Origin of the sequence: Pseudomonas simiae, assembly GCF_900111895.1 — a bacterium.
Taxonomy (GTDB): domain Bacteria; phylum Pseudomonadota; class Gammaproteobacteria; order Pseudomonadales; family Pseudomonadaceae; genus Aquipseudomonas; species Aquipseudomonas simiae.
In genome coordinates this window covers 1-16,794 of sequence record NZ_FOKB01000010.1, presented here as the reverse complement: position 1 = coordinate 16,794, position 16,794 = coordinate 1, and the positions used below count along the sequence as shown (strand labels likewise).

18 protein-coding genes are annotated in these 16,794 nt (G+C 61.4%); 13 read left to right on the top strand and 5 right to left on the bottom strand.

Annotation, left to right across the window (positions count from 1 at the left end; translation table 11 throughout):
• Positions 1–7: 7 nt before the first annotated feature.
• The 6 genes from BMZ57_RS24740 (at position 8) to dctM (ending at position 6,541) form a co-directional block, all read left to right on the top strand.
• A complete protein-coding gene (locus BMZ57_RS24740; RefSeq protein WP_021491544.1) occupies positions 8–1,357 on the top strand; it encodes an MmgE/PrpD family protein in 1,350 nt (449 codons plus the stop codon).
• Positions 1,358–1,366: 9 nt separating this feature from the next.
• Entirely contained in the window at positions 1,367–2,560 is a 1,194-nt protein-coding gene (locus BMZ57_RS24735; RefSeq protein ID WP_047541723.1) for a CaiB/BaiF CoA transferase family protein, read from the top strand.
• Between the two features lie 18 nt (positions 2,561–2,578).
• On the top strand, positions 2,579–3,394 hold the full coding sequence (locus BMZ57_RS24730; RefSeq protein WP_042572257.1) for an HpcH/HpaI aldolase/citrate lyase family protein: 816 nt from the start codon (positions 2,579–2,581) through the stop codon (positions 3,392–3,394).
• 102 nt (positions 3,395–3,496) lie between these two features.
• Positions 3,497–4,480, top strand: coding sequence for a TRAP transporter substrate-binding protein (locus BMZ57_RS24725; protein ID WP_010210096.1), 984 nt, complete (start codon positions 3,497–3,499; stop codon positions 4,478–4,480).
• Between the two features lie 148 nt (positions 4,481–4,628).
• Positions 4,629–5,261, top strand: a complete 633-nt coding sequence (locus BMZ57_RS24720; protein WP_021491541.1) for a TRAP transporter small permease — start codon at positions 4,629–4,631, stop codon at positions 5,259–5,261.
• Positions 5,261–6,541, top strand: a complete 1,281-nt coding sequence (gene dctM / locus BMZ57_RS24715) for a C4-dicarboxylate TRAP transporter large permease protein DctM (protein WP_010210099.1) — start codon at positions 5,261–5,263, stop codon at positions 6,539–6,541. Before BMZ57_RS24720 ends, dctM begins: the two co-directional genes overlap by 1 nt.
• 132 nt (positions 6,542–6,673) lie before the next feature.
• On the opposite strand, the gene ampC is transcribed toward dctM, so the two are convergent.
• Complete coding sequence (gene ampC / locus BMZ57_RS24710; protein WP_069673410.1) at positions 6,674–7,828, bottom strand: class C beta-lactamase; 1,155 nt, start codon at positions 7,826–7,828, stop codon at positions 6,674–6,676.
• A gap of 128 nt (positions 7,829–7,956) precedes the next feature.
• Here ampC and BMZ57_RS24705 point away from each other — a divergent pair, with 128 nt between their 5' ends.
• Positions 7,957–8,832, top strand: coding sequence for a LysR family transcriptional regulator (locus BMZ57_RS24705; RefSeq protein ID WP_010210101.1), 876 nt, complete (start codon positions 7,957–7,959; stop codon positions 8,830–8,832).
• Here BMZ57_RS24705 and yghX read toward each other — a convergent pair.
• Positions 8,829–9,716: a YghX family hydrolase gene (gene yghX / locus BMZ57_RS24700; protein WP_069673411.1), complete on the bottom strand. Its 888-nt coding sequence runs from the start codon at positions 9,714–9,716 to the stop codon at positions 8,829–8,831. The two genes, BMZ57_RS24705 and yghX, sit on opposite strands and share 4 nt — an antisense overlap.
• Before the next feature lie 43 nt (positions 9,717–9,759).
• Entirely contained in the window at positions 9,760–10,254 is a 495-nt protein-coding gene (locus BMZ57_RS24695; RefSeq protein WP_010210103.1) for a PaaI family thioesterase, read from the bottom strand.
• A 133-nt stretch (positions 10,255–10,387) separates the two neighbouring features.
• On the opposite strand from BMZ57_RS24695, the gene BMZ57_RS24690 reads away from it, so the two are divergent.
• Positions 10,388–10,942, top strand: a complete 555-nt coding sequence (locus BMZ57_RS24690; protein ID WP_069673412.1) for a YceI family protein — start codon at positions 10,388–10,390, stop codon at positions 10,940–10,942.
• Here BMZ57_RS24690 and BMZ57_RS24685 read toward each other — a convergent pair.
• Entirely contained in the window at positions 10,939–11,829 is an 891-nt protein-coding gene (locus BMZ57_RS24685; protein ID WP_010210107.1) for a DMT family transporter, read from the bottom strand. The genes BMZ57_RS24690 and BMZ57_RS24685 overlap by 4 nt on opposite strands.
• Before the next feature lie 90 nt (positions 11,830–11,919).
• Between BMZ57_RS24685 and BMZ57_RS24680 the strand changes: the two genes are divergently transcribed.
• Complete coding sequence (locus BMZ57_RS24680) at positions 11,920–13,245, top strand: aminotransferase-like domain-containing protein (protein ID WP_044287273.1); 1,326 nt, start codon at positions 11,920–11,922, stop codon at positions 13,243–13,245.
• A gap of 28 nt (positions 13,246–13,273) precedes the next feature.
• Here BMZ57_RS24680 and BMZ57_RS24675 read toward each other — a convergent pair whose 3' ends face one another.
• Complete coding sequence (locus BMZ57_RS24675) at positions 13,274–13,705, bottom strand: nuclear transport factor 2 family protein (RefSeq protein ID WP_010210109.1); 432 nt, start codon at positions 13,703–13,705, stop codon at positions 13,274–13,276.
• A gap of 218 nt (positions 13,706–13,923) precedes the next feature.
• On the opposite strand from BMZ57_RS24675, the gene BMZ57_RS24670 reads away from it, so the two are divergent.
• The 4 genes from BMZ57_RS24670 to BMZ57_RS24655 all read left to right on the top strand — a co-directional run bounded on the left by BMZ57_RS24670 (position 13,924) and on the right by BMZ57_RS24655 (position 16,547).
• Positions 13,924–15,021, top strand: coding sequence for an SMP-30/gluconolactonase/LRE family protein (locus BMZ57_RS24670; RefSeq protein WP_045792038.1), 1,098 nt, complete (start codon positions 13,924–13,926; stop codon positions 15,019–15,021).
• A gap of 95 nt (positions 15,022–15,116) precedes the next feature.
• Positions 15,117–15,335 (top strand): DUF6434 domain-containing protein, encoded by a 219-nt coding sequence (locus tag BMZ57_RS24665; RefSeq protein WP_021491535.1) that lies wholly within the window; start codon positions 15,117–15,119, stop codon positions 15,333–15,335.
• Entirely contained in the window at positions 15,332–15,802 is a 471-nt protein-coding gene (locus BMZ57_RS24660; protein WP_010210112.1) for a RidA family protein, read from the top strand. Before BMZ57_RS24665 ends, BMZ57_RS24660 begins: the two co-directional genes overlap by 4 nt.
• Positions 15,803–15,809: 7 nt before the next feature.
• Positions 15,810–16,547 carry a CPBP family intramembrane glutamic endopeptidase gene (locus tag BMZ57_RS24655; protein WP_069673413.1) on the top strand — a complete coding sequence of 246 codons (738 nt, stop codon included), beginning with the start codon at positions 15,810–15,812 and terminating at the stop codon, positions 16,545–16,547.
• The last annotated feature ends 247 nt before the right edge of the window (positions 16,548–16,794 follow it).

Genomic DNA, 16,794 nt, shown 5'->3' with positions numbered 1-16,794 from the left:
CCTGATCATGAGCCATACCCAAGCCTTGTGTCGGTTCCTGGCCGAACTGAACGCCGCGCAACTGCCTGAAGAGGTGCTGGCGCGCACCGAAGACCTGTACCTGGACTGGCTGGCCTCGGCGCTGGCGAGCAAGGGTGCGCACCCGATTCCGTTGTTCGAACGTTATGCGCAGAAGATGGGCCCCGGCAGCGGCCCGGCGCAGGTGATCGTCAATGGCGGCAGCAGCAGCGCGTATTTCGCTGCGCTGGTCAACGCTGCTTCATCCCATCTGGTGGAGCAGGACGACCTGCACAACAGTTCCGTCCTGCACCCGGCGACTGTGGTGTTCCCGGCGGCACTGGCGGCCGCCCAGGACCTTGGCAAATCCGGCAGCGACTTGCTGCTGGCGTCGGTGGCCGGTTATGAAGCCGGTATCCGCATCGGCGAATTCATGGGCCGGTCCCATTACCGCATCTTCCACACCACTGCCACCGTCGGCACGCTGGCCGCCGCCGTTGCCGTCGGCAAATTGCTGGATTTCAATGAAGAACAATTCATCAACCTGTTGGGCAGCGCGGGCACCCAGGCTGCCGGGTTATGGGAGTTCCTGCGTGATGCCGCCGATTCCAAGCAGCTGCACACCGCGAAAGCGGCGGCGGACGGCTTGCTCGCCGCGTACCTGACGGCGGACGGGTTGACCGGTGCACGCAATATTCTTGAGGGCGACCAGGGGCTGGCGGCGGGCATGTCCACTGATGCCGAGCCTGCCAGACTGTCCGCCGACCTCGGCAGCCGCTGGGCGTTGCTGGAAACCTCGTTCAAGTTTCATGCGTCGTGCCGCCATACCCATCCTGCCGCCGATGCGCTGCTGGACCTGATGCAGCGCGAAGGTCTGCACGCCGAACAGATCGCCCGCGTGGAAACCCGCGTGCACCAAGGCGCCATCGATGTGTTGGGCCGCGTGACCGTGCCTGCTTCTGTGCACCAGGCCAAGTTCTCCATGGGCACCGTGCTGGGCCTGATCGCCGTGCATGGCAAGGCCGGGCTTACGGAGTTCCATGAGCTGGCGTTGACTGACCCAGCCGTCGCGGCGTTGCGCGACAAAGTCAGCATGACCCTCGACCCTGAAGTCGACGGCGCCTACCCCCAGCGCTGGCTCGGCCGTGTCACCGTCACCACGCTGGAGGGTCGCACGTTGCACGGCGCTATCGACGAACCCAAGGGCGATCCGGGCAACACCCTGAGCCGTGCGGAACTGGCGGATAAATTCCAGCGCCTCACCCAGTTCAGCAACGCCCGCACACCGGCCCAGGCCAATGCCCTGATCGACAAAGTCTGGGACCTGCGCAACGCCGTATCCATGGCCGATTGGCTTTGAGGAACCGTCATGACTAACCCAAGACCGCTGGACGGCATCACCGTTGTCAGCCTGGAACACGCGATTGCCGCGCCATTCTGCACCCGTCAATTGGCTGACCTGGGCGCGCGCGTGATCAAGGTCGAGCGCCCCGGCGCCGGCGACTTTGCCCGTGGCTACGATGAACGTGTGCGTGGCCTGGCCTCGCATTTCGTGTGGACCAACCGTTCCAAGGAAAGCCTGACCCTGGACCTCAAGCAGGAGGAGGCCGGTACGATTCTCGACACACTACTGGCCGACGCCGATGTACTGGTGCAGAACCTGGCACCCGGCGCAGCCGCGCGCATGGGCCTGTCGTTCGAGGCGCTGCACGAGCGCTTCCCGCGCCTGATCGTCTGCGATATTTCCGGCTACGGCGAAGGCGGCCCGTACGAAAAGAAGAAGGCCTACGACCTGCTGATCCAGAGCGAGGGCGGCTTTCTTTCCGTCACCGGCGGCCCTGGCGAAGACGAGATGGCCAAGGCCGGTTGTTCCATCGCCGACATCTCGGCGGGCATGTATGCCTACAGCGGCATCCTCTCGGCGCTGCTGCTGCGCGGCAAGACGGGGAAGGGCAGCCGCATCGACGTCAGCATGCTGGAAAGCCTGGTGGAATGGATGGGCTACCCGATGTACTACGCGTTCGACGGCGCACCCCAACCCCCGCGTGCCGGGGCGGCGCATTCGACGATCTATCCCTACGGACCGTTTCCCACCGGTGACGGCGGGACCGTGATGCTCGGCCTGCAAAATGAGCGCGAATGGGCGGCGTTCTGCGACAAGGTGCTGCTCACCCCGGCATTGGCGACCGACGAGCGTTTCTCCGCCAACTTCAAGCGCTCGGCGAACCGCGAAGTGCTGCGTCAGATCATTGTCGATAGCTTCGCGCAGTTGGATGCCGAGGCGGTGATCCAGCGCCTGGAAAGCGCGCAGATCGCCAGCGCCCGCGTCAACGATATGCAAGGCGTGTGGGATCACCCGCAACTCAAGGCGCGTGACAGTTGGCGAGCAGTCGACAGCCCGGCCGGTCCGTTGCCGGCGCTGCTACCGCCGGCCCGCAATGCCGCCTTCACTCCGCGCATGGACGGTGTTCCAGGCTTGGGCCAGCACAGCCAGGGCATTCTCGACGGGCTCGGTTACTCGACAGATGCCATCGACGGCCTGCGCGCGCGCGGCGTTATCTAACCATAAGGAATTCAACAGATGCCCAAGCCACTGGTACGTTCGGCGTTGTTTGTGCCCGGTAGCCGACCGGAGCGATTCTCCAAAGCCTTGGCCAGCGGTGCCGACGCAGTGATCGTGGATTTTGAGGATGCGGTGGAAGAGCCGCTCAAGCGTCAGGCGCGGGATAACCTGGGGGCGTTTCTGACGGCCAACCCCGCCGCTCAGGTGTGGGTGCGTATCAACGCGCCGGAACATGCCGAGCATTTTGAGGATGTGGCTTTCTGCAAGGCTCATCCGACTGTGGCGGGCGTCCTGTTGCCAAAGGTCGAGAGCGCATCCCAGGTCGCCGTAGTGGCGGCAACCGGCAAAGTCATTTGGCCGATCATCGAGAGTGCGCGTGGTTTGTTGGCAGTGGCCGAGATCGCCCATGCACCGCAGGTGGAACGCCTGTCATTCGGCGGGCTGGATCTGGCGCTGGACCTGAACCTGAGCAGTAATTCGCCTGCCGCCCAGTTCGCCCTGGACCAGGCGCGGCTGGTGCTGATTGTGCATTCCCGCGCTGCGGGCCTGGTTGCACCGCTGGATGGCGTGCACCCGGCCATCGACGATCCTGAAGGCCTGCGCCGCTCGATCCGGCATGCTTATGAGATGGGGTTTGCCGGCGCACTGTGTATCCATCCCAAACAGGTGGCGGTGATTCACCAGGCATTGGCGCCAAGCGCCGAAGATTTGGCCTGGGCCCGGCGTGTGGTGGATGCCGGAGCCCATGGGGCAGGCGCCTATCAGATCGATGGGCAGATGGTGGATGCGCCGGTGTTGTTGCGGGCGCAACGGCTGTTGGCGGCTCTGCTTTAGCGTTCGTCCAGGCCGAACGCAGGTATCAAAAAATCGAAATTCACTACACGCGTGACATCAGGCACCTTGCCCTACAACACAACAATAAGAAGGTGATTTCCCATGCTCAAGCTTTCTCGGGCGCTGCTGTGCGCCGCCACCTTGTTCGCCGCGGGCCTGGCCCAGGCGGCGGACCCGATTGTCATCAAGTTCGCCCACGTGGTCGCCGAAAACACCCCCAAGGGGCAGGGCGCGCTGCTGTTCAAGAAGCTCGCGCAAGAGCGCCTGCCCGGCAGGGTAAAGGTCGAGGTGTACCCGAACTCGTCGTTGTTCGGCGATGGCAAGGAAATGGAAGCGCTGTTGTTGGGCGATGTGCAGATGCTGGCACCGTCCCTGGCCAAGTTCGAGCAATACACCCAGCAAGTGCAGATCTACGACCTGCCATTCCTGTTCAACGACCTGGCCGCTGTCGACCGTTTCCAGGCGGCCCAGGGCAAGGCACTGCTGACAGCGATGCAGGACAAGAACATCCTCGGCCTGGCCTATTGGCACAACGGCCTCAAGCAGCTCTCGTCGAACAAGGCGCTGCATGAACCCAAGGACGCCCGAGGCCTGAAGTTCCGCGTACAGGCCTCCAGCGTGCTTGAAGAACAGTTCAAGGCCATCCGCGCCAACCCGCGCAAGATGAGCTTTGCCGAGGTCTATCAAGGCCTGCAGACCGGCACAGTGAATGGCACCGAGAACACTTGGTCGAACTATGAAAGCCAGAAGGTCAACGAGGTGCAGAAATACTTCACCGAGTCCAACCATGGTCTGATCGACTACATGGTGATCACCAACGCCACGTTCTGGAACGGCCTGCCACCGGATATCCGCAGCACTCTGGAGCAGATCATGGTCGAGGTCACCGTCGAGGTGAACAAGCAGGCTGAAGCGCTGAACCAGTCGGCCAAGCAGAAGATCATCGATGCCAAGACCAGCGAAATCATCGAACTGACCCCGGAGCAACGCCAGCTATGGCGCGAAGCCATGCGCCCGGTGTGGCAGAAGTTCGAAGGGGAAATTGGGGCTGATCTGATCAAGGCGGCGGACGCGTCCAACCAGTAGCGCAGATTCAGTGGGGGCGCGGGCTGCGATTGCGGTCTGTCTGTTGATACAACGGGCGATTGATCCACTGCTGTCGCAGGCAAGCCAGTTCCCACCGTTTGATCCGATTTCCAACCCGATACCTATTCCCGCTTCGCGAGGTTTTGCCATGCAAACGCTAAGGCGCGTCTGGGAGCACCTGGAGGAGGGCTTTATTGCCTTCCTGCTGGCCGCCATGACCCTGGTGACATTCGTCTACGTCATGCTCAACAACATCTACACGCTGTTCTTTGCCCTGGCCGACAAATGGGCGTGGAGCAGTGACTTCTTCGGCGCCCTGGGCGACCACACCATGACCTGGGCCCAGGACATGACCTGGAGCGTGGCGCTGACCAAGGCCATGTTCGGCTGGCTGATTTTCTTCGGTATTTCCTATGGCGTACGCACCGCCGGTCACCTTGGCGTGGATGCGCTGGTCAAGCTGACCAAGCGCCCGGTGCAACGCGTGCTCGGCATGCTCGCCTGCCTGTGCTGCCTGGCCTACGCCGGGTTGTTCATGATCGCCAGCTACAAGTGGGTGAGTGCGGTGATGGGCGCGCATATCGGTGCTGAAGACCTCGACCAGTACGGTATCGACGTCGGTGACATCGTGGTGATCGTGCCCATCGGATTCGCCATGGTGTTCATCCGCTACCTGGAAATTTTCTACCGCATCTTTACCCACCGTCAGGTCGGGTTGGGGCTGGCCGACGAGGCCGGTGAGGCCAGCAAGTTGGCCGGCAGCCATGAGGAGCGTCACTGATGGCCGTGCTCTGTCTGTTTCTGCTGTTATTCGTGTTCATGTTTCTCGGCGTGCCGATTGCGATTTCCCTGGGACTGTCCGGCGCAGTGTCGATCCTGATGTTCAGCCAGGATTCGGTGAGTTCCCTGGCGATCAAGCTGTTCGAAACCTCCGACGCCTATACCTTCCTGGCGATTCCGTTCTTCCTGCTGTCCGGTGCGTTCATGACCACCGGCGGCGTAGCGCAGCGTTTGATTGATTTTGCCAACGCCTGTGTCGGCCATATCCGAGGTGGTCTGGCCATTGCGGCGGTGCTGGCGTGCATGCTGTTTGCGGCATTGTCAGGTTCGTCCCCGGCGACGGTGGCGGCGGTGGGCTCGATCGCCGTCGCGGGCATGGTCCGTTCCGGTTACCCGAAGGCGTTCGGCGCGGGCATCATCTGCAACGCGGGCACCTTGGGCATCCTGATTCCACCGTCGATCGTGATGGTGGTGTATTCGGCGGCGACTGAAACCTCGGTCGGCAAGCTGTTCATGGCAGGGGTGATTCCCGGGTTATTGCTGGGCCTGATGCTGATGATCGCGATCTACATTGTCGCGCGCATCAAGAAGCTGCCGGCGCAGCCACGGGCGACCTTTCGTGAGTGGCTGACCTCTGCACGCCGGGCATTCTGGGGCCTGTTGCTGCTGGTGATTATCCTCGGCGGCATCTACAGCGGGATGTTCACCCCGACCGAAGCGGCGGCGGTGGCGGCGGTTTACTCGGCGTTTGTCGCGCTGTTCATCTACAAGGACATGCAGCTGCGCGACTGTCCCAAGGTGCTGCTGGAGTCCGGGCGCCTGGCGATCATGCTGATGTTCATCATCGCCAACGCCATGCTGTTTGCCCATGTGCTGACCACCGAGCAGATCCCCCAGGAAATCACCGCGTGGGTGCTCTCCGAAGGCCTGACGCCGATTGGCTTTTTGATCATGGTCAACGTGGTGTTGTTGATTGCCGGCAGCTTTATGGAACCGTCTGCCATCGTGCTGATCCTGGCGCCGATCTTCTTCCCGATTGCCATGAAACTGGGGATTGACCCGATTCACCTGGGGATCGTGATGGTGGTCAACATGGAAATCGGCCTGGTGCATCCACCGGTGGGGCTGAACCTGTTCGTGACGTCGGCGGTGACCGGATTGACGCTGGGGCAGACCATCCGCGCGGCGTTGCCGTGGCTGATGATTCTGTTGGTGTTCCTGATTATGGTCACGTACTTGCCGTTCATTTCGCTGGCGCTGCCGCACTGGCTCGGTATGTAGATTCCGGAACCCTGCAGCACCCTGTGAGAGCCGGGCTTGCCCGCGATAGCTGTGTGTCATTTGCCCAATTTACCGGCTGACACGCCCTCATCGCGGGCAAGCCCGTTTCCCACATTTGATGTGTGCCAGTGCTTAGTGGTCCATCGCACTCAAGATCGCATGAGCCACCTTCACCCGCTCGGCAATCGGGTAGTTCTTGTTCGCCAGGATCACCACGCCCATGGCCTTGCTCGGCACATAGGCCACGTACGTGCCAAACCCACTGGTGGAGCCGGTTTTGTTCAACAGTGTGTCGGCGTGAGGCGCCTGCGGTGGGGTCAGCCAATTGACCGGATTCGGCTCCATGGCCATTTTTGTCGAATTGCCGTCCAACAAGGCGTCCAGCTTGATCGGGTAGGGATACATTTCCCAACCCAGGCCCTGGGTCATTCCATTTACGTTGTAGTAACCCGTGTGAGTCGTGGCGATCGCTTGCTGCAAGGGTTTTTCCAGGCTCGCGGGGTTTATGTTCACACTCACGTAATGCAGCAGATCGGCGGCGCTGGTTTTGATGCCATAGGCTTCGCTGTCCATGGCGCCGGGGCCGACGCGCACGGGTTTTCCATCCTTGCCATAGCCCTGGGCGTACAGGTTCATCTGGCTATCAGGCACTTTGACGAAGGTGTGCTTGAGGCCCAGTTTTGGCAGCAGGGTTTTCTCCATCACCTGATCAAAGGGCTGCTTCAGACTTTGCGCTGCCAGGTAGCCGAACAGGCCCAGGCTTGGGTTGGAGTACAGGCGCTGGGTGCCAGGGGCAAAGTCGGGTTTCCATTGCTGGAAGTAGCTGATCATGTGCTGGTTGTTGTCTGCCTCGCGGGGGAATTGCAGGGGCAGGCCGCCAGGCGTGTAGGTGCCCAGGTTGAGCACGCTGATGTGGTCGAACTTGCTGTTGCGCAACGCCGGAAGGTACTGGCTGGCCGGATCGCTGAGGGTCAGTTTGCCGCTTGCCACGGCATAGCCGGCGAGGGTGGCGGTGAAGGTTTTGCTCACCGAGCCGATTTCAAACAGGGTGTTTTCACTGACGGGCTGTCTCGCGTCTTTGCTGGCGACGCCGTAGTTAAAGTATTGCGCCTTGCCATCCTTCACGATACCGACGACAAGGCCGGGAATAGACTGTTGCTGCATCAGCGGCTTGATGCTGGCGTCCACCACGGCGCGCAGGTCGTCGGCGGCCAGGCAGTGGCCGGCGGCGAGAAACAACGCCGCGGCGCCTAAATTACGCACGCCTGACAGGGGGAGTTGAGGCATGATATCGCTTCCATGAGAGTGGTCGATTGATTGAGGAGCCTGCGCAGGCGTGGCCAATGTAGGCAGTTCGCAGGCTTTGGGCAAACGATCATATCTCGCACCTGCCATTAGAATAATTAGGGTCACACATGTTGCGCTCCCATCTTCCCCTCAATGCCTTGCGTGCCTTCGAAGCCTCGGCCCGGCATTTGAGTTTTACCCGCGCCGCGATTGAATTATGTGTGACCCAGGCGGCGGTCAGCCATCAAGTCAAAAGCCTGGAAGCGCAACTGAATGTTACTTTGTTCAAGCGCTTGCCCCGTGGCCTGATGCTCACCAGCGAAGGCGAAACCCTATTGCCGGTGGTGCGAGACTCGTTTGACCGCATCGCCCAGACCCTGAGCCAATTTGAAGGCGGACATTACCGCGAAGTGCTCACGGTCGGCGCGGTCGGTACCTTTGCCGTGGGTTGGTTGCTGCCACGGCTGCCCGCGTTCCAGACGCGTTACCCTTTTATCGACCTGCGCCTGTCCACCCACAACAACCGTGTTGACGTGGCTGCCGAAGGCCTGGATTACGCGATCCGCTTCGGCGCGGGGGCGTGGCACGGCACCGAAGCCTGCGAGCTGCTGGAAGCGCCCCTCACCGTACTCTGCGTGCCGCAATTGGCCGAGCAACTGCATGCCCCCGAAGACGTGTTGAAACACACCTTGCTGCGCTCCTACCGCGCCGATGAATGGAGCCTGTGGTTCCAGGCCGCCGGGTTGCCCGCCGATACCCTGGTGCCGCGCAGCATCATCTTTGATTCTTCACTGGCGATGATGGAAGCCGCCTTGCAAGGCATCGGTGTGGCACTGGCGCCGGCGATGATGTTTTCGCGGCAACTGGAGAACGATGTGATTCGCCAGCCGTTCGACGTCGGCATCAGCACTGGCAGCTATTGGTTGACGCGTTTGCAGTCGCGGGCTGAAACGCCAGCGATGCTGGCGTTCAAGGGGTGGATGCGTGAAAGCGTAAACGCTTAGACCAGGTATTTATTGAACCAACCGAGTGTTCTTTCCCACGCCAGCTTGGCCGCCGCCTCGTCGTAGCGTGGCGTCGAATCATTATGGAAGCCGTGGTTGGCGCCCTTGTAGATATACGCCTCATAGGGCGTACCGGCCTCCTTGAGCGCCTGTTCATAGGCTGGCCAACCTTCGTTGATCCGCGTATCCAGCTCACCGTAATGCAGCATGATCGGCGCCTTGATCCGTGGCACGTCCTTGGCTTCCGGCTGGCGTCCATAAAACGACACCGCCGCACCCAATTCCGGGTAGGCCACCGCCGCTGCGTTGGTCACGCCACCGCCATAACAGAAGCCGGTAATCCCGACCTTGCCAGTGCTGCTGTCGTGGTGCATCAGCCATTCGATGGCGGCGAAGAAGTCGTTCATCAGCTTGGTCGGGTCGACAGTCTGTTGCAGGGCCACGCCTTTTTCGTCGTTGCCGGGGTAGCCGCCGACCGAGGTCAAGCCATCCGGGGCCAGGGCGATGAAGCCGGCTTTAGCCAGGCGCCGGGCGACGTCTTCGATGTAAGGGTTGAGGCCGCGGTTTTCGTGGACCACCACCACCGCCGGCAGCTTGCCCATGGCTTTGGCCGGGCGCACGAGGTAGCCGCGCACGCTGCCGTTGCCTTTGGGCGAGGGGTAGGTGATGTAGTCGGCGACGATGTTCGGGTCGGTGAATTTCACTTGCTCGGCCAGCGCATAGTTGGGGCTCAGGGCCGCGAGCAGAGCCGAGGCGGTCAGGCCGCCAAAGGTGAACAGCGCGGCGCGGTCGAGAAATTCGCGGCGATTGATCTTGCCGTGGGCGTAGCCGTCATAAAGCTCCAGCAGTTCGGGGGCAAAGTCTTTCGCGGTGAGACGAGTCATCGGTGCATCCTCGATTAGCGGTGGCGGTCAATGTAGCCCAGGATCAGTCCTCGCGACCATGGGCGGCAGCGGCCAATTGACCGGTGTCGACACGCACAAAGATTGAATCGCCGAGGGCGGTCAGCACGTCGCCGGCGTACACCTCACAGATCACGCGGGTCTTGCGTCCGACCTCACCGTCGGCCCGCGCGCGCAGGGTCAGGGTGACCCCCATGGGCGTTGGCTTGATGAACTTGATCCCCAGGTTGCCGGTGACGCAGTCGATGCGCGGCAGGCTGCCGGGTTCGCGCCCTTCGGCGCGGTAGTGGTAGGCCATCGCAGTCCAGTTGGAGTGGCAGTCCACCAGCATGGCGATCAGGCCGCCGTAGACCAGGTCCGGCCAGCCGCTGTAGCGGGCCTCGGGCAGGTGTTCGGCGACCAGGTGTATTCCGTCCGCGTCCCAGCGGCTCTTGATGTGCAGGCCATGGGGGTTACTGCCGCCGCAGCCGTAGCAGATGCCTTCCGGCGCGGTGATATCCTGGAGTGAAGGGGCGTGCATGCAGCGTCCTTATTAGTGTGGGCCGACTACTCTGTTTAGCAGGACAAACGCCTGAATGGAATAAATCCCTGGTAGGGCGTGTCAGCTCAGTACCGGTGTCCCTTCCTCTGCGGAGCGTTGCATGAAACGTCTAATGTCCCCGGTCGCCGTACTGGCCCTGATCCTTGCTTATGTTTCCAGCGCCCAGGCGGTGGAGTACAAGGACGTCAACCGCACCGCCAGCCAGATCAGCTTCACCTACACGCAATTGGGGCAGCGGGTATACGGCACCTTCAGCGAATTTGAAGGCACCTTGACCTTCGACACGCAACAGCCGGAGGTCGGGCAAGCGGTGCTCAAGATCCAGCTCGCCAGCATCGACGCCGGCAGCCCGGATGCGAACGACGAACTGCAACGTGCTTCCTGGTTTGATACCGCGACCTATCCGGTGGGCGTGTATGAGTCCACTGGCGTCACGGCCCTGGGGGACAACCGCTACACGATCAGCGGCAACCTGACCATCAAGGGCACCACACACCCCGTGAAGGTGGACGTGGTGCTCAAGGAGCACGGTGGCATCGGTGTGTTCGACGGTGAGTTCGTCCTCAAACGCGGCGATTTCAAGATCGGCGAGGGCGAGTGGGCCGGTAACAGCGTGGTGTCCAACGAGATCAACATCAAGTTCAAGATGGTCGCACCGCAGCGTTAATGGGCGAATTTCTTTGCGCCGGCCACGCAGCCGATCACCGCGACGGTCACCAACACCATGCCCAGGCTGACCTGCTCATGCAGCAGGCCCGCCGCGAGTGCCAGGCCGAAAAACGGTTGCAGCAATTGCAATTGGCCAACGGCGGCGATGCCACCCTGGGCCAGGCCGCGGTACCAGAACACAAAGCCGATCAGCATGCTGAACAGCGACACGTAACCCAGGCTCAGCCAAGCCGGCAAGCTGATGCCACTGAAATGGGTGGGGGCGAGGACCAGACTCAAGGGCACCACCACGGGGACCGACACTACCAGCGCCCAGCAAATCACCTGCCAGCCGCCCAGGCTGCGTGACAGCGTGGCGCCTTCGGCGTATCCCAGGCCGCAGGCCAGCACCGCCAGCAGCATCAGCAGGTCGCCGGCCGGTGCGGCGCTCAAGCCTTGGGCGAACGCATACCCCATCACACAGACACTACCTAGGATCGAGAACATCCAGAACACCGGACGTGGGCGCTCGCCGCCGCGCAACACGCCAAACACCGCGGTGGCCAGGGGCAGCAGGCCAATGAATACGATGGAGTGGGCTGACGTCACGTATTGCAGCGCCAGGGCGGTGAGCAAGGGAAAGCCGATCACCACCCCAAGAGCAACGACCACCAGCGGCCCCCACTGATTGCGCGCAGGGCGTTTTTCCTTGAACAGCCACAGCAGGAGCACACCCAGGGCGGCGGCGATGGCCGCGCGGATCATGGTGAGAAATGCCGGGTCGAATTCCATCACGGCCAGGCGCGTGGCGGGTAGTGAACCGCTGAAAATCACCACGCCGATAAAGCCGTTGATCCAGCCTTGGGTGCGGGTGTCCAGGGTGTTGATAGGGGAGGTACGTTCCATGATGGCGTGCTCGAAGCCGGAGGGGTTGCGTTCAGGTCATCCTAGGGGCGAACATTAAGACAATCAAAAAATTGTCATGGATACATCCGAATGCCGCGCGCCCGCTACAAGTCCCTGGTCGATACTTTTGCCGCCGCCATCCGCCGCGGCGAAATGCCGCCTGGCATGCGCCTGCCGACGCACCGCCAGTTGGCCGCCGACCATGGCTTGGCCTTGGTTACCGCCAGTCGCGTGTACACCGAGCTTGAGGCCATGGGCTTGGTCAGCGGCGAAACCGGGCGTGGCACCTTCGTGCGCGAGATCTCGTTGCCGCCAGGGCAGGGCAGTGGACAGATGACGGTGACGGCGGGGATGCTCGATCTCAATTTCAACTACCCCGCGTTGCCGGGTCAGGCAGATTTGTTGCGTACGGCGCTGCGCCAACTCGCGCTGTCCGGCGACCTTGAAGCGTTGTTGCGCTATCAGCCCCATGCCGGGCGCCTGCATGAGCGCGCGGCGTTTGCGCGGCATTTGCTCAGTCGAGGGCTCACCGTTGACCCCGAACAAGTGCTGCTGACCAGCGGCGCCCAACATGGCCTGGCGGTGACGATGATGGCGTTGCTCAAGCCCGGCGATGTGATTGCGGTGGATGCATTGACTTATTCGGGGTTCAAGGTGCTGGCCGAGACCCTGCACCTGGAAATTGTCGCGATCCCGGTGACGCCGACCGGCCCGGACCTGGAGGCCTTGCAAAACCTGTGTCGCAAGCGGCCGGTGCGTGCCGTGTACAGCATGCCGACCTTGCACAACCCCCTCGGCTGGGTAATGGATCTGGCCCAGCGCGAGCGCTTGGTCTCCATCGCCCGTCAGCACAATCTGATGATCATTGAGGATGCGGCCTACGCGTTCTTGGCCGAAAACGCACCGCCACCCGTGGCGACCCTGGCGCCGGAACGCACGGTGTATGTGGGCGGGCTCTCAAAAAGTGTCGCGACCGGTTTGCGCGTGGGGTTTGTCGCGGCGCCGAGCGATTGGGTGAAAACGCTCGAGCGCGCCATCATGGCCACGACCTGGAACGTGCCCGGTGTGATGAGCGCCATTGCGGTGGCCTGGATCGAAGATGGCACCGTGGCACAACTGGAGGCGCAAAAGCGCGAGGACGCCCAGGCCCGCCAGGCCCTGGCTGCGCGGGTGTTGAAAGGGCTGGCCTACACCAGCCATCCCTCGTCGTATTTCTTATGGTTACCGTTGGCGGAAGACGCCCGGGCCGATCAGGTCGCCATGACGTTGCAGCGCGACAATATTTCCGTGTCCACCGCCGAGCCGTTTGCCGTCTCGGCCCATGTCCCGCATGCGCTACGCCTGGCCTTGGGCTCGGTAGCAATGCCAGCCCTGCATGAGGCATTGCTCAGCGTGCGCAAGGTGGTGGAGTGGTGAGCCGCGCTCAACGGCTCACCGATCGGCATCAGTACTTGTAGGCCTGGCGTCCGATCAACAGCCATTTGCCTTTTTGCTTCTGCCACACCTGGAAGTTATCGATATCAGTGGGCACTTCCACGCCACTGTTCACCGCCAGCGCATGGAAGTGGTTGCGTACCAGCGCGGTGTCGCCTTGCAGGGTGATGGTCTGGTTCTGCATTTCCAGGGTCTTGAACGCGCTGGTATGGGTTTCCAGGTCGGCAATGAATTGGTCTTTGTTCTGCACTTTGCCGCTGGAGTGGCCGTAGGTGAGCTTGTCGGACGTCAGCGCATGAAGCTGCTTGAGGTCCAGGTGCAGCATGGCTTGGGTCAGTTGGTCGACCGCTTGGGCCACCTCCTTTTCAGCAGGGGCAGGCGCTGCGGCGACATAACCCGTAAACAGGCACAGAAAGCCGATCAGTACTTTGACGTTTGGCATGGATGTTTCCTTATTGTTGTTGAAGTGGCGGACAACACGTAACTGTTTGTGTCGTCGTACAACATTGCAATATCCAAGCTGATTTTGGAAAGTAATTTTTTGATTATTTACGCAGGTCTTGCTGGGAATGGGTTTTGAGATCGTATTGTTATTGTACGATGTCTCATCACTGGTTAAGAATGGCGTCCCGTCTAACAATAAAATAACGGAGACACACGATGGATCTTCCTCCTCTGCCCACGCGGACCGACCACACTCGGCGCGTCTTCCTCAAGCGTTCCTTGGCTGTTTCCGCATCGGTGGCGGTGCTGGGTAACTTGCCTCGCCTGGCAGATGCTGCCGAGCCGTTGAGCCAGCGTTATCCGGACCCACTGATCAAAGTGCTCGATGACAGTTTCCTGGAGTTGCGCCTGTTCAACGCCAGTGTCGAACGGTTGGCAACCGGTTTGCGCTGGGCCGAGGGGCCCGTGTGGATCGGCGATGGCCGCTACCTGCTGGTCAGCGATATTCCCAATAACCGTATCGTGCGCTGGGACGAAGTGACCGACAGCCTGTCGGTGTACCGCGAAAATGCCAATTTCTCCAACGGCATGTGCCGCGATCGCCAGGGCCGCCTGCTGGTGTGCGAAGGTTCGACGACCACCCGCGAGGGCCGGCGAATCACCCGTACCGAACACAATGGCAGCCTTACAGTGCTGGCGGACAGCTTTGACGGCAAGCCTTTCAACTCACCCAACGATATCGTGTGCAAGCGGGATGGCTCGGTGTGGTTCACTGACCCGCCGTTCCAGACCAGCAACAACTACGAGGGGCACAAGATCGCACCCACCCAGCCCCATGGCGTTTATCGCATCGACGGCGAAAGCGGCACGGTCACGCGGGTGATCGACGACCTCAACGGACCCAATGGCCTGTGTTTTTCACCGGATGAAAAAGTCTTGTACGTCGTGGAAGGTCGGGCCAAACCCAACCGACTGATCTGGGCCATCGACGTTAAGGACGACGGCACGCTCGGTGCCCGTCGCAAGCACATCGAAGGTTTCGACTACGCAGCGCTGGACGGCATCAAGTGTGACGAGAACGGCAACCTGTGGTGCGGTTGGGGCGGCAATGGTGACCCCAAGGCTGACCTGGAAAAACTCGATGGTGTGCGCGTGTTCAATCCACAGGGCAAGGCCATCGGGCATATCTCGCTGCCCGAACGCTGCCCCAACCTGTGTTTTGGCGGCCGCGAAGGCAACCGCCTGTTCATGGCCGGCAGCCATTCGATCTATTCGTTGTTCGTCAATACGCGGGACGCCGGCTTCGGCAGCTAACGTGTAAAAAAACACGATGGGCGTCGGTTGGCAGGCGTTCATCGTGGCATTTGGCGCTATGCTGCTGGCTCCTGAGGCATCAGAGCGTCACGCAAATGGACTTCAATTGGCACAGCGACGCCATCACCCGCAGCACCCCCGTGACCCCACACTACAAAAACACGCAAAACGTACGCCGCTTCATGCTTGAGCACTGCGGTCCGGGGTTCAAATTCGATCGTCCCTTTATGGCCTGGATTCGCAACGACCAGCCCAAGACCCTGGGCGACGTGGTGGATGAGTGGCTGCGCCGAAACGAGGATTCACGCCCATGACACCCGATGAGAAATACCAGGCCGCCCAGCAACGCCTTGGCTATCAGTTGGACGAATTCAAAATCGGCGGTAACTACACGCCGTTGGTTCGCGACGGCAACCACCTCTACATCAGTGGCCAGATCCCCCGCGTCGGCGATGCGATCGTGCTGCCGGGCAAGGTTGGAGCAAGCCTGACCGTGGCCCAGGCGCAAATCGCCGCCGGTATCAGTGCCTTGCGTTGCTTGGGGTTGCTCAAACAGGCGTTGGGTTCGCTGGACCAGGTCAGGGCGATCCCGCGCATCACCGTGTACGTGCGCAGTGCCGAGGATTTTGATCAGCAGAGTGAGGTGGCCAACGGCGCGTCGGATTTGTTGCACGAAATTCTGGGTGCCGCCGGGGCGCACACGCGTACGTCGGTGGGGGTGATGCAGTTGCCGAAGTCGGCGGCGGTGGAGGTCGATATGATTGCGGTGGCACACGGTTGAGCGACCGATGATTACCCAGGGAATGGCGGTACTGATTAACTACGCCACGTATCTGGCGCCGGGCCTGCTGCTCTTTGGCCTGTGGTTCGCACTCACGCCCAAGTCGCTGACGGGCATGCGCATCCTGATTCTGTTGGTCGCTTTTGTGCTGATGCGCGATGTGATGACCCCTTTGGGCATGTGGTCGCTTGGCAGCGCGGTGCAACTGGCATTCACGGCAAACACCTTTGTATTGGCAGCGCTGGGTGGCTTGTCGGTGCTGTTGATCGCCTTGCTCGTGCGCGTGGCGCCAGACTTGTCGCCACTTATCCTCTGGTCCAAGGGGCATCGCGCGTCAGGCCTTACGGTCGGGATCGCCGTCGGGTGCCTGATCGGTGTGCCGCTCCGGTTTTACCAGGGTATCGAGGCGTCAGCGATCCCGGGTTATTGGGTATGGCTACCGGGGATGGTCGTCCTGGCCTACGGCGCCAATGCATTGGAAGAAGTGTTGTTTCGCGGTTATTTGCAGGGTTATCTGGAACAGCATGTCGCGCCCTTACGCGCCGCACTGGCCAGCGGCGTGGCGTTTGCGGCTTGCCATGCGTTCCTGGCACTGAGCGTCACCCAGTTGGGCTGGCCGGTGTTGTTGTTCACGGTGATCGAAGGGTTGGCCTGTGCGCTGGTGCGCATGCGCTACGGGGTGTTGGCGGCGACGCTGACCCATGGCACGGCAATCCTGCTGGTTGCGGTGCCTCAGATGGCTTGATGTGAAATGCAGGTGAAAATGTGGGAGCTGGCTTGCCTGCGAAAGCGGTGGGTCAGTCGGTATATCTGTCACTGAAAGATCGCATTCGCGAGCAAGCCCGCTCCCACATTTAAACTGCGTTCCAGGTTGGGATCTGGCGTGTACTGCCGGTGGCTTTATGGTCGAAGCACCGCCCAATCGATTTGAAATGCCCTCAAAAATGTGGGAGCTGGCTTGCCTGCGAAAGCGGTGGATCAGTCGGCATATC

What these genes read in the sequence shown, in the direction of transcription:
- BMZ57_RS24730 (WP_042572257.1), top strand. Translation starts at nt 2,579, where the DNA reads ATGCCCAAGCCACTGGTACGTTCGGCGTTGTTTGTGCCCGGTAGCCGA.
- BMZ57_RS24680 (WP_044287273.1), top strand. Translation starts at nt 11,920, where the DNA reads ATGCCGCGCGCCCGCTACAAGTCCCTGGTCGATACTTTTGCCGCCGCC.
- BMZ57_RS24690 (WP_069673412.1), top strand. Translation starts at nt 10,388, where the DNA reads ATGTCCCCGGTCGCCGTACTGGCCCTGATCCTTGCTTATGTTTCCAGC.
- BMZ57_RS24655 (WP_069673413.1), top strand. Translation starts at nt 15,810, where the DNA reads ATGATTACCCAGGGAATGGCGGTACTGATTAACTACGCCACGTATCTG.
- BMZ57_RS24695 (WP_010210103.1), bottom strand. Translation starts at nt 10,254, where the DNA reads ATGCACGCCCCTTCACTCCAGGATATCACCGCGCCGGAAGGCATCTGC.
- BMZ57_RS24740 (WP_021491544.1), top strand. Translation starts at nt 8, where the DNA reads ATGAGCCATACCCAAGCCTTGTGTCGGTTCCTGGCCGAACTGAACGCC.
- BMZ57_RS24685 (WP_010210107.1), bottom strand. Translation starts at nt 11,829, where the DNA reads ATGGAACGTACCTCCCCTATCAACACCCTGGACACCCGCACCCAAGGC.
- BMZ57_RS24725 (WP_010210096.1), top strand. Translation starts at nt 3,497, where the DNA reads ATGCTCAAGCTTTCTCGGGCGCTGCTGTGCGCCGCCACCTTGTTCGCC.
- dctM (WP_010210099.1), top strand. Translation starts at nt 5,261, where the DNA reads ATGGCCGTGCTCTGTCTGTTTCTGCTGTTATTCGTGTTCATGTTTCTC.
- BMZ57_RS24675 (WP_010210109.1), bottom strand. Translation starts at nt 13,705, where the DNA reads ATGCCAAACGTCAAAGTACTGATCGGCTTTCTGTGCCTGTTTACGGGT.
- BMZ57_RS24670 (WP_045792038.1), top strand. Translation starts at nt 13,924, where the DNA reads ATGGATCTTCCTCCTCTGCCCACGCGGACCGACCACACTCGGCGCGTC.
- BMZ57_RS24735 (WP_047541723.1), top strand. Translation starts at nt 1,367, where the DNA reads ATGACTAACCCAAGACCGCTGGACGGCATCACCGTTGTCAGCCTGGAA.
- BMZ57_RS24665 (WP_021491535.1), top strand. Translation starts at nt 15,117, where the DNA reads ATGGACTTCAATTGGCACAGCGACGCCATCACCCGCAGCACCCCCGTG.
- BMZ57_RS24660 (WP_010210112.1), top strand. Translation starts at nt 15,332, where the DNA reads ATGACACCCGATGAGAAATACCAGGCCGCCCAGCAACGCCTTGGCTAT.
- BMZ57_RS24720 (WP_021491541.1), top strand. Translation starts at nt 4,629, where the DNA reads ATGCAAACGCTAAGGCGCGTCTGGGAGCACCTGGAGGAGGGCTTTATT.
- BMZ57_RS24705 (WP_010210101.1), top strand. Translation starts at nt 7,957, where the DNA reads ATGTTGCGCTCCCATCTTCCCCTCAATGCCTTGCGTGCCTTCGAAGCC.
- yghX (WP_069673411.1), bottom strand. Translation starts at nt 9,716, where the DNA reads ATGACTCGTCTCACCGCGAAAGACTTTGCCCCCGAACTGCTGGAGCTT.
- ampC (WP_069673410.1), bottom strand. Translation starts at nt 7,828, where the DNA reads ATGCCTCAACTCCCCCTGTCAGGCGTGCGTAATTTAGGCGCCGCGGCG.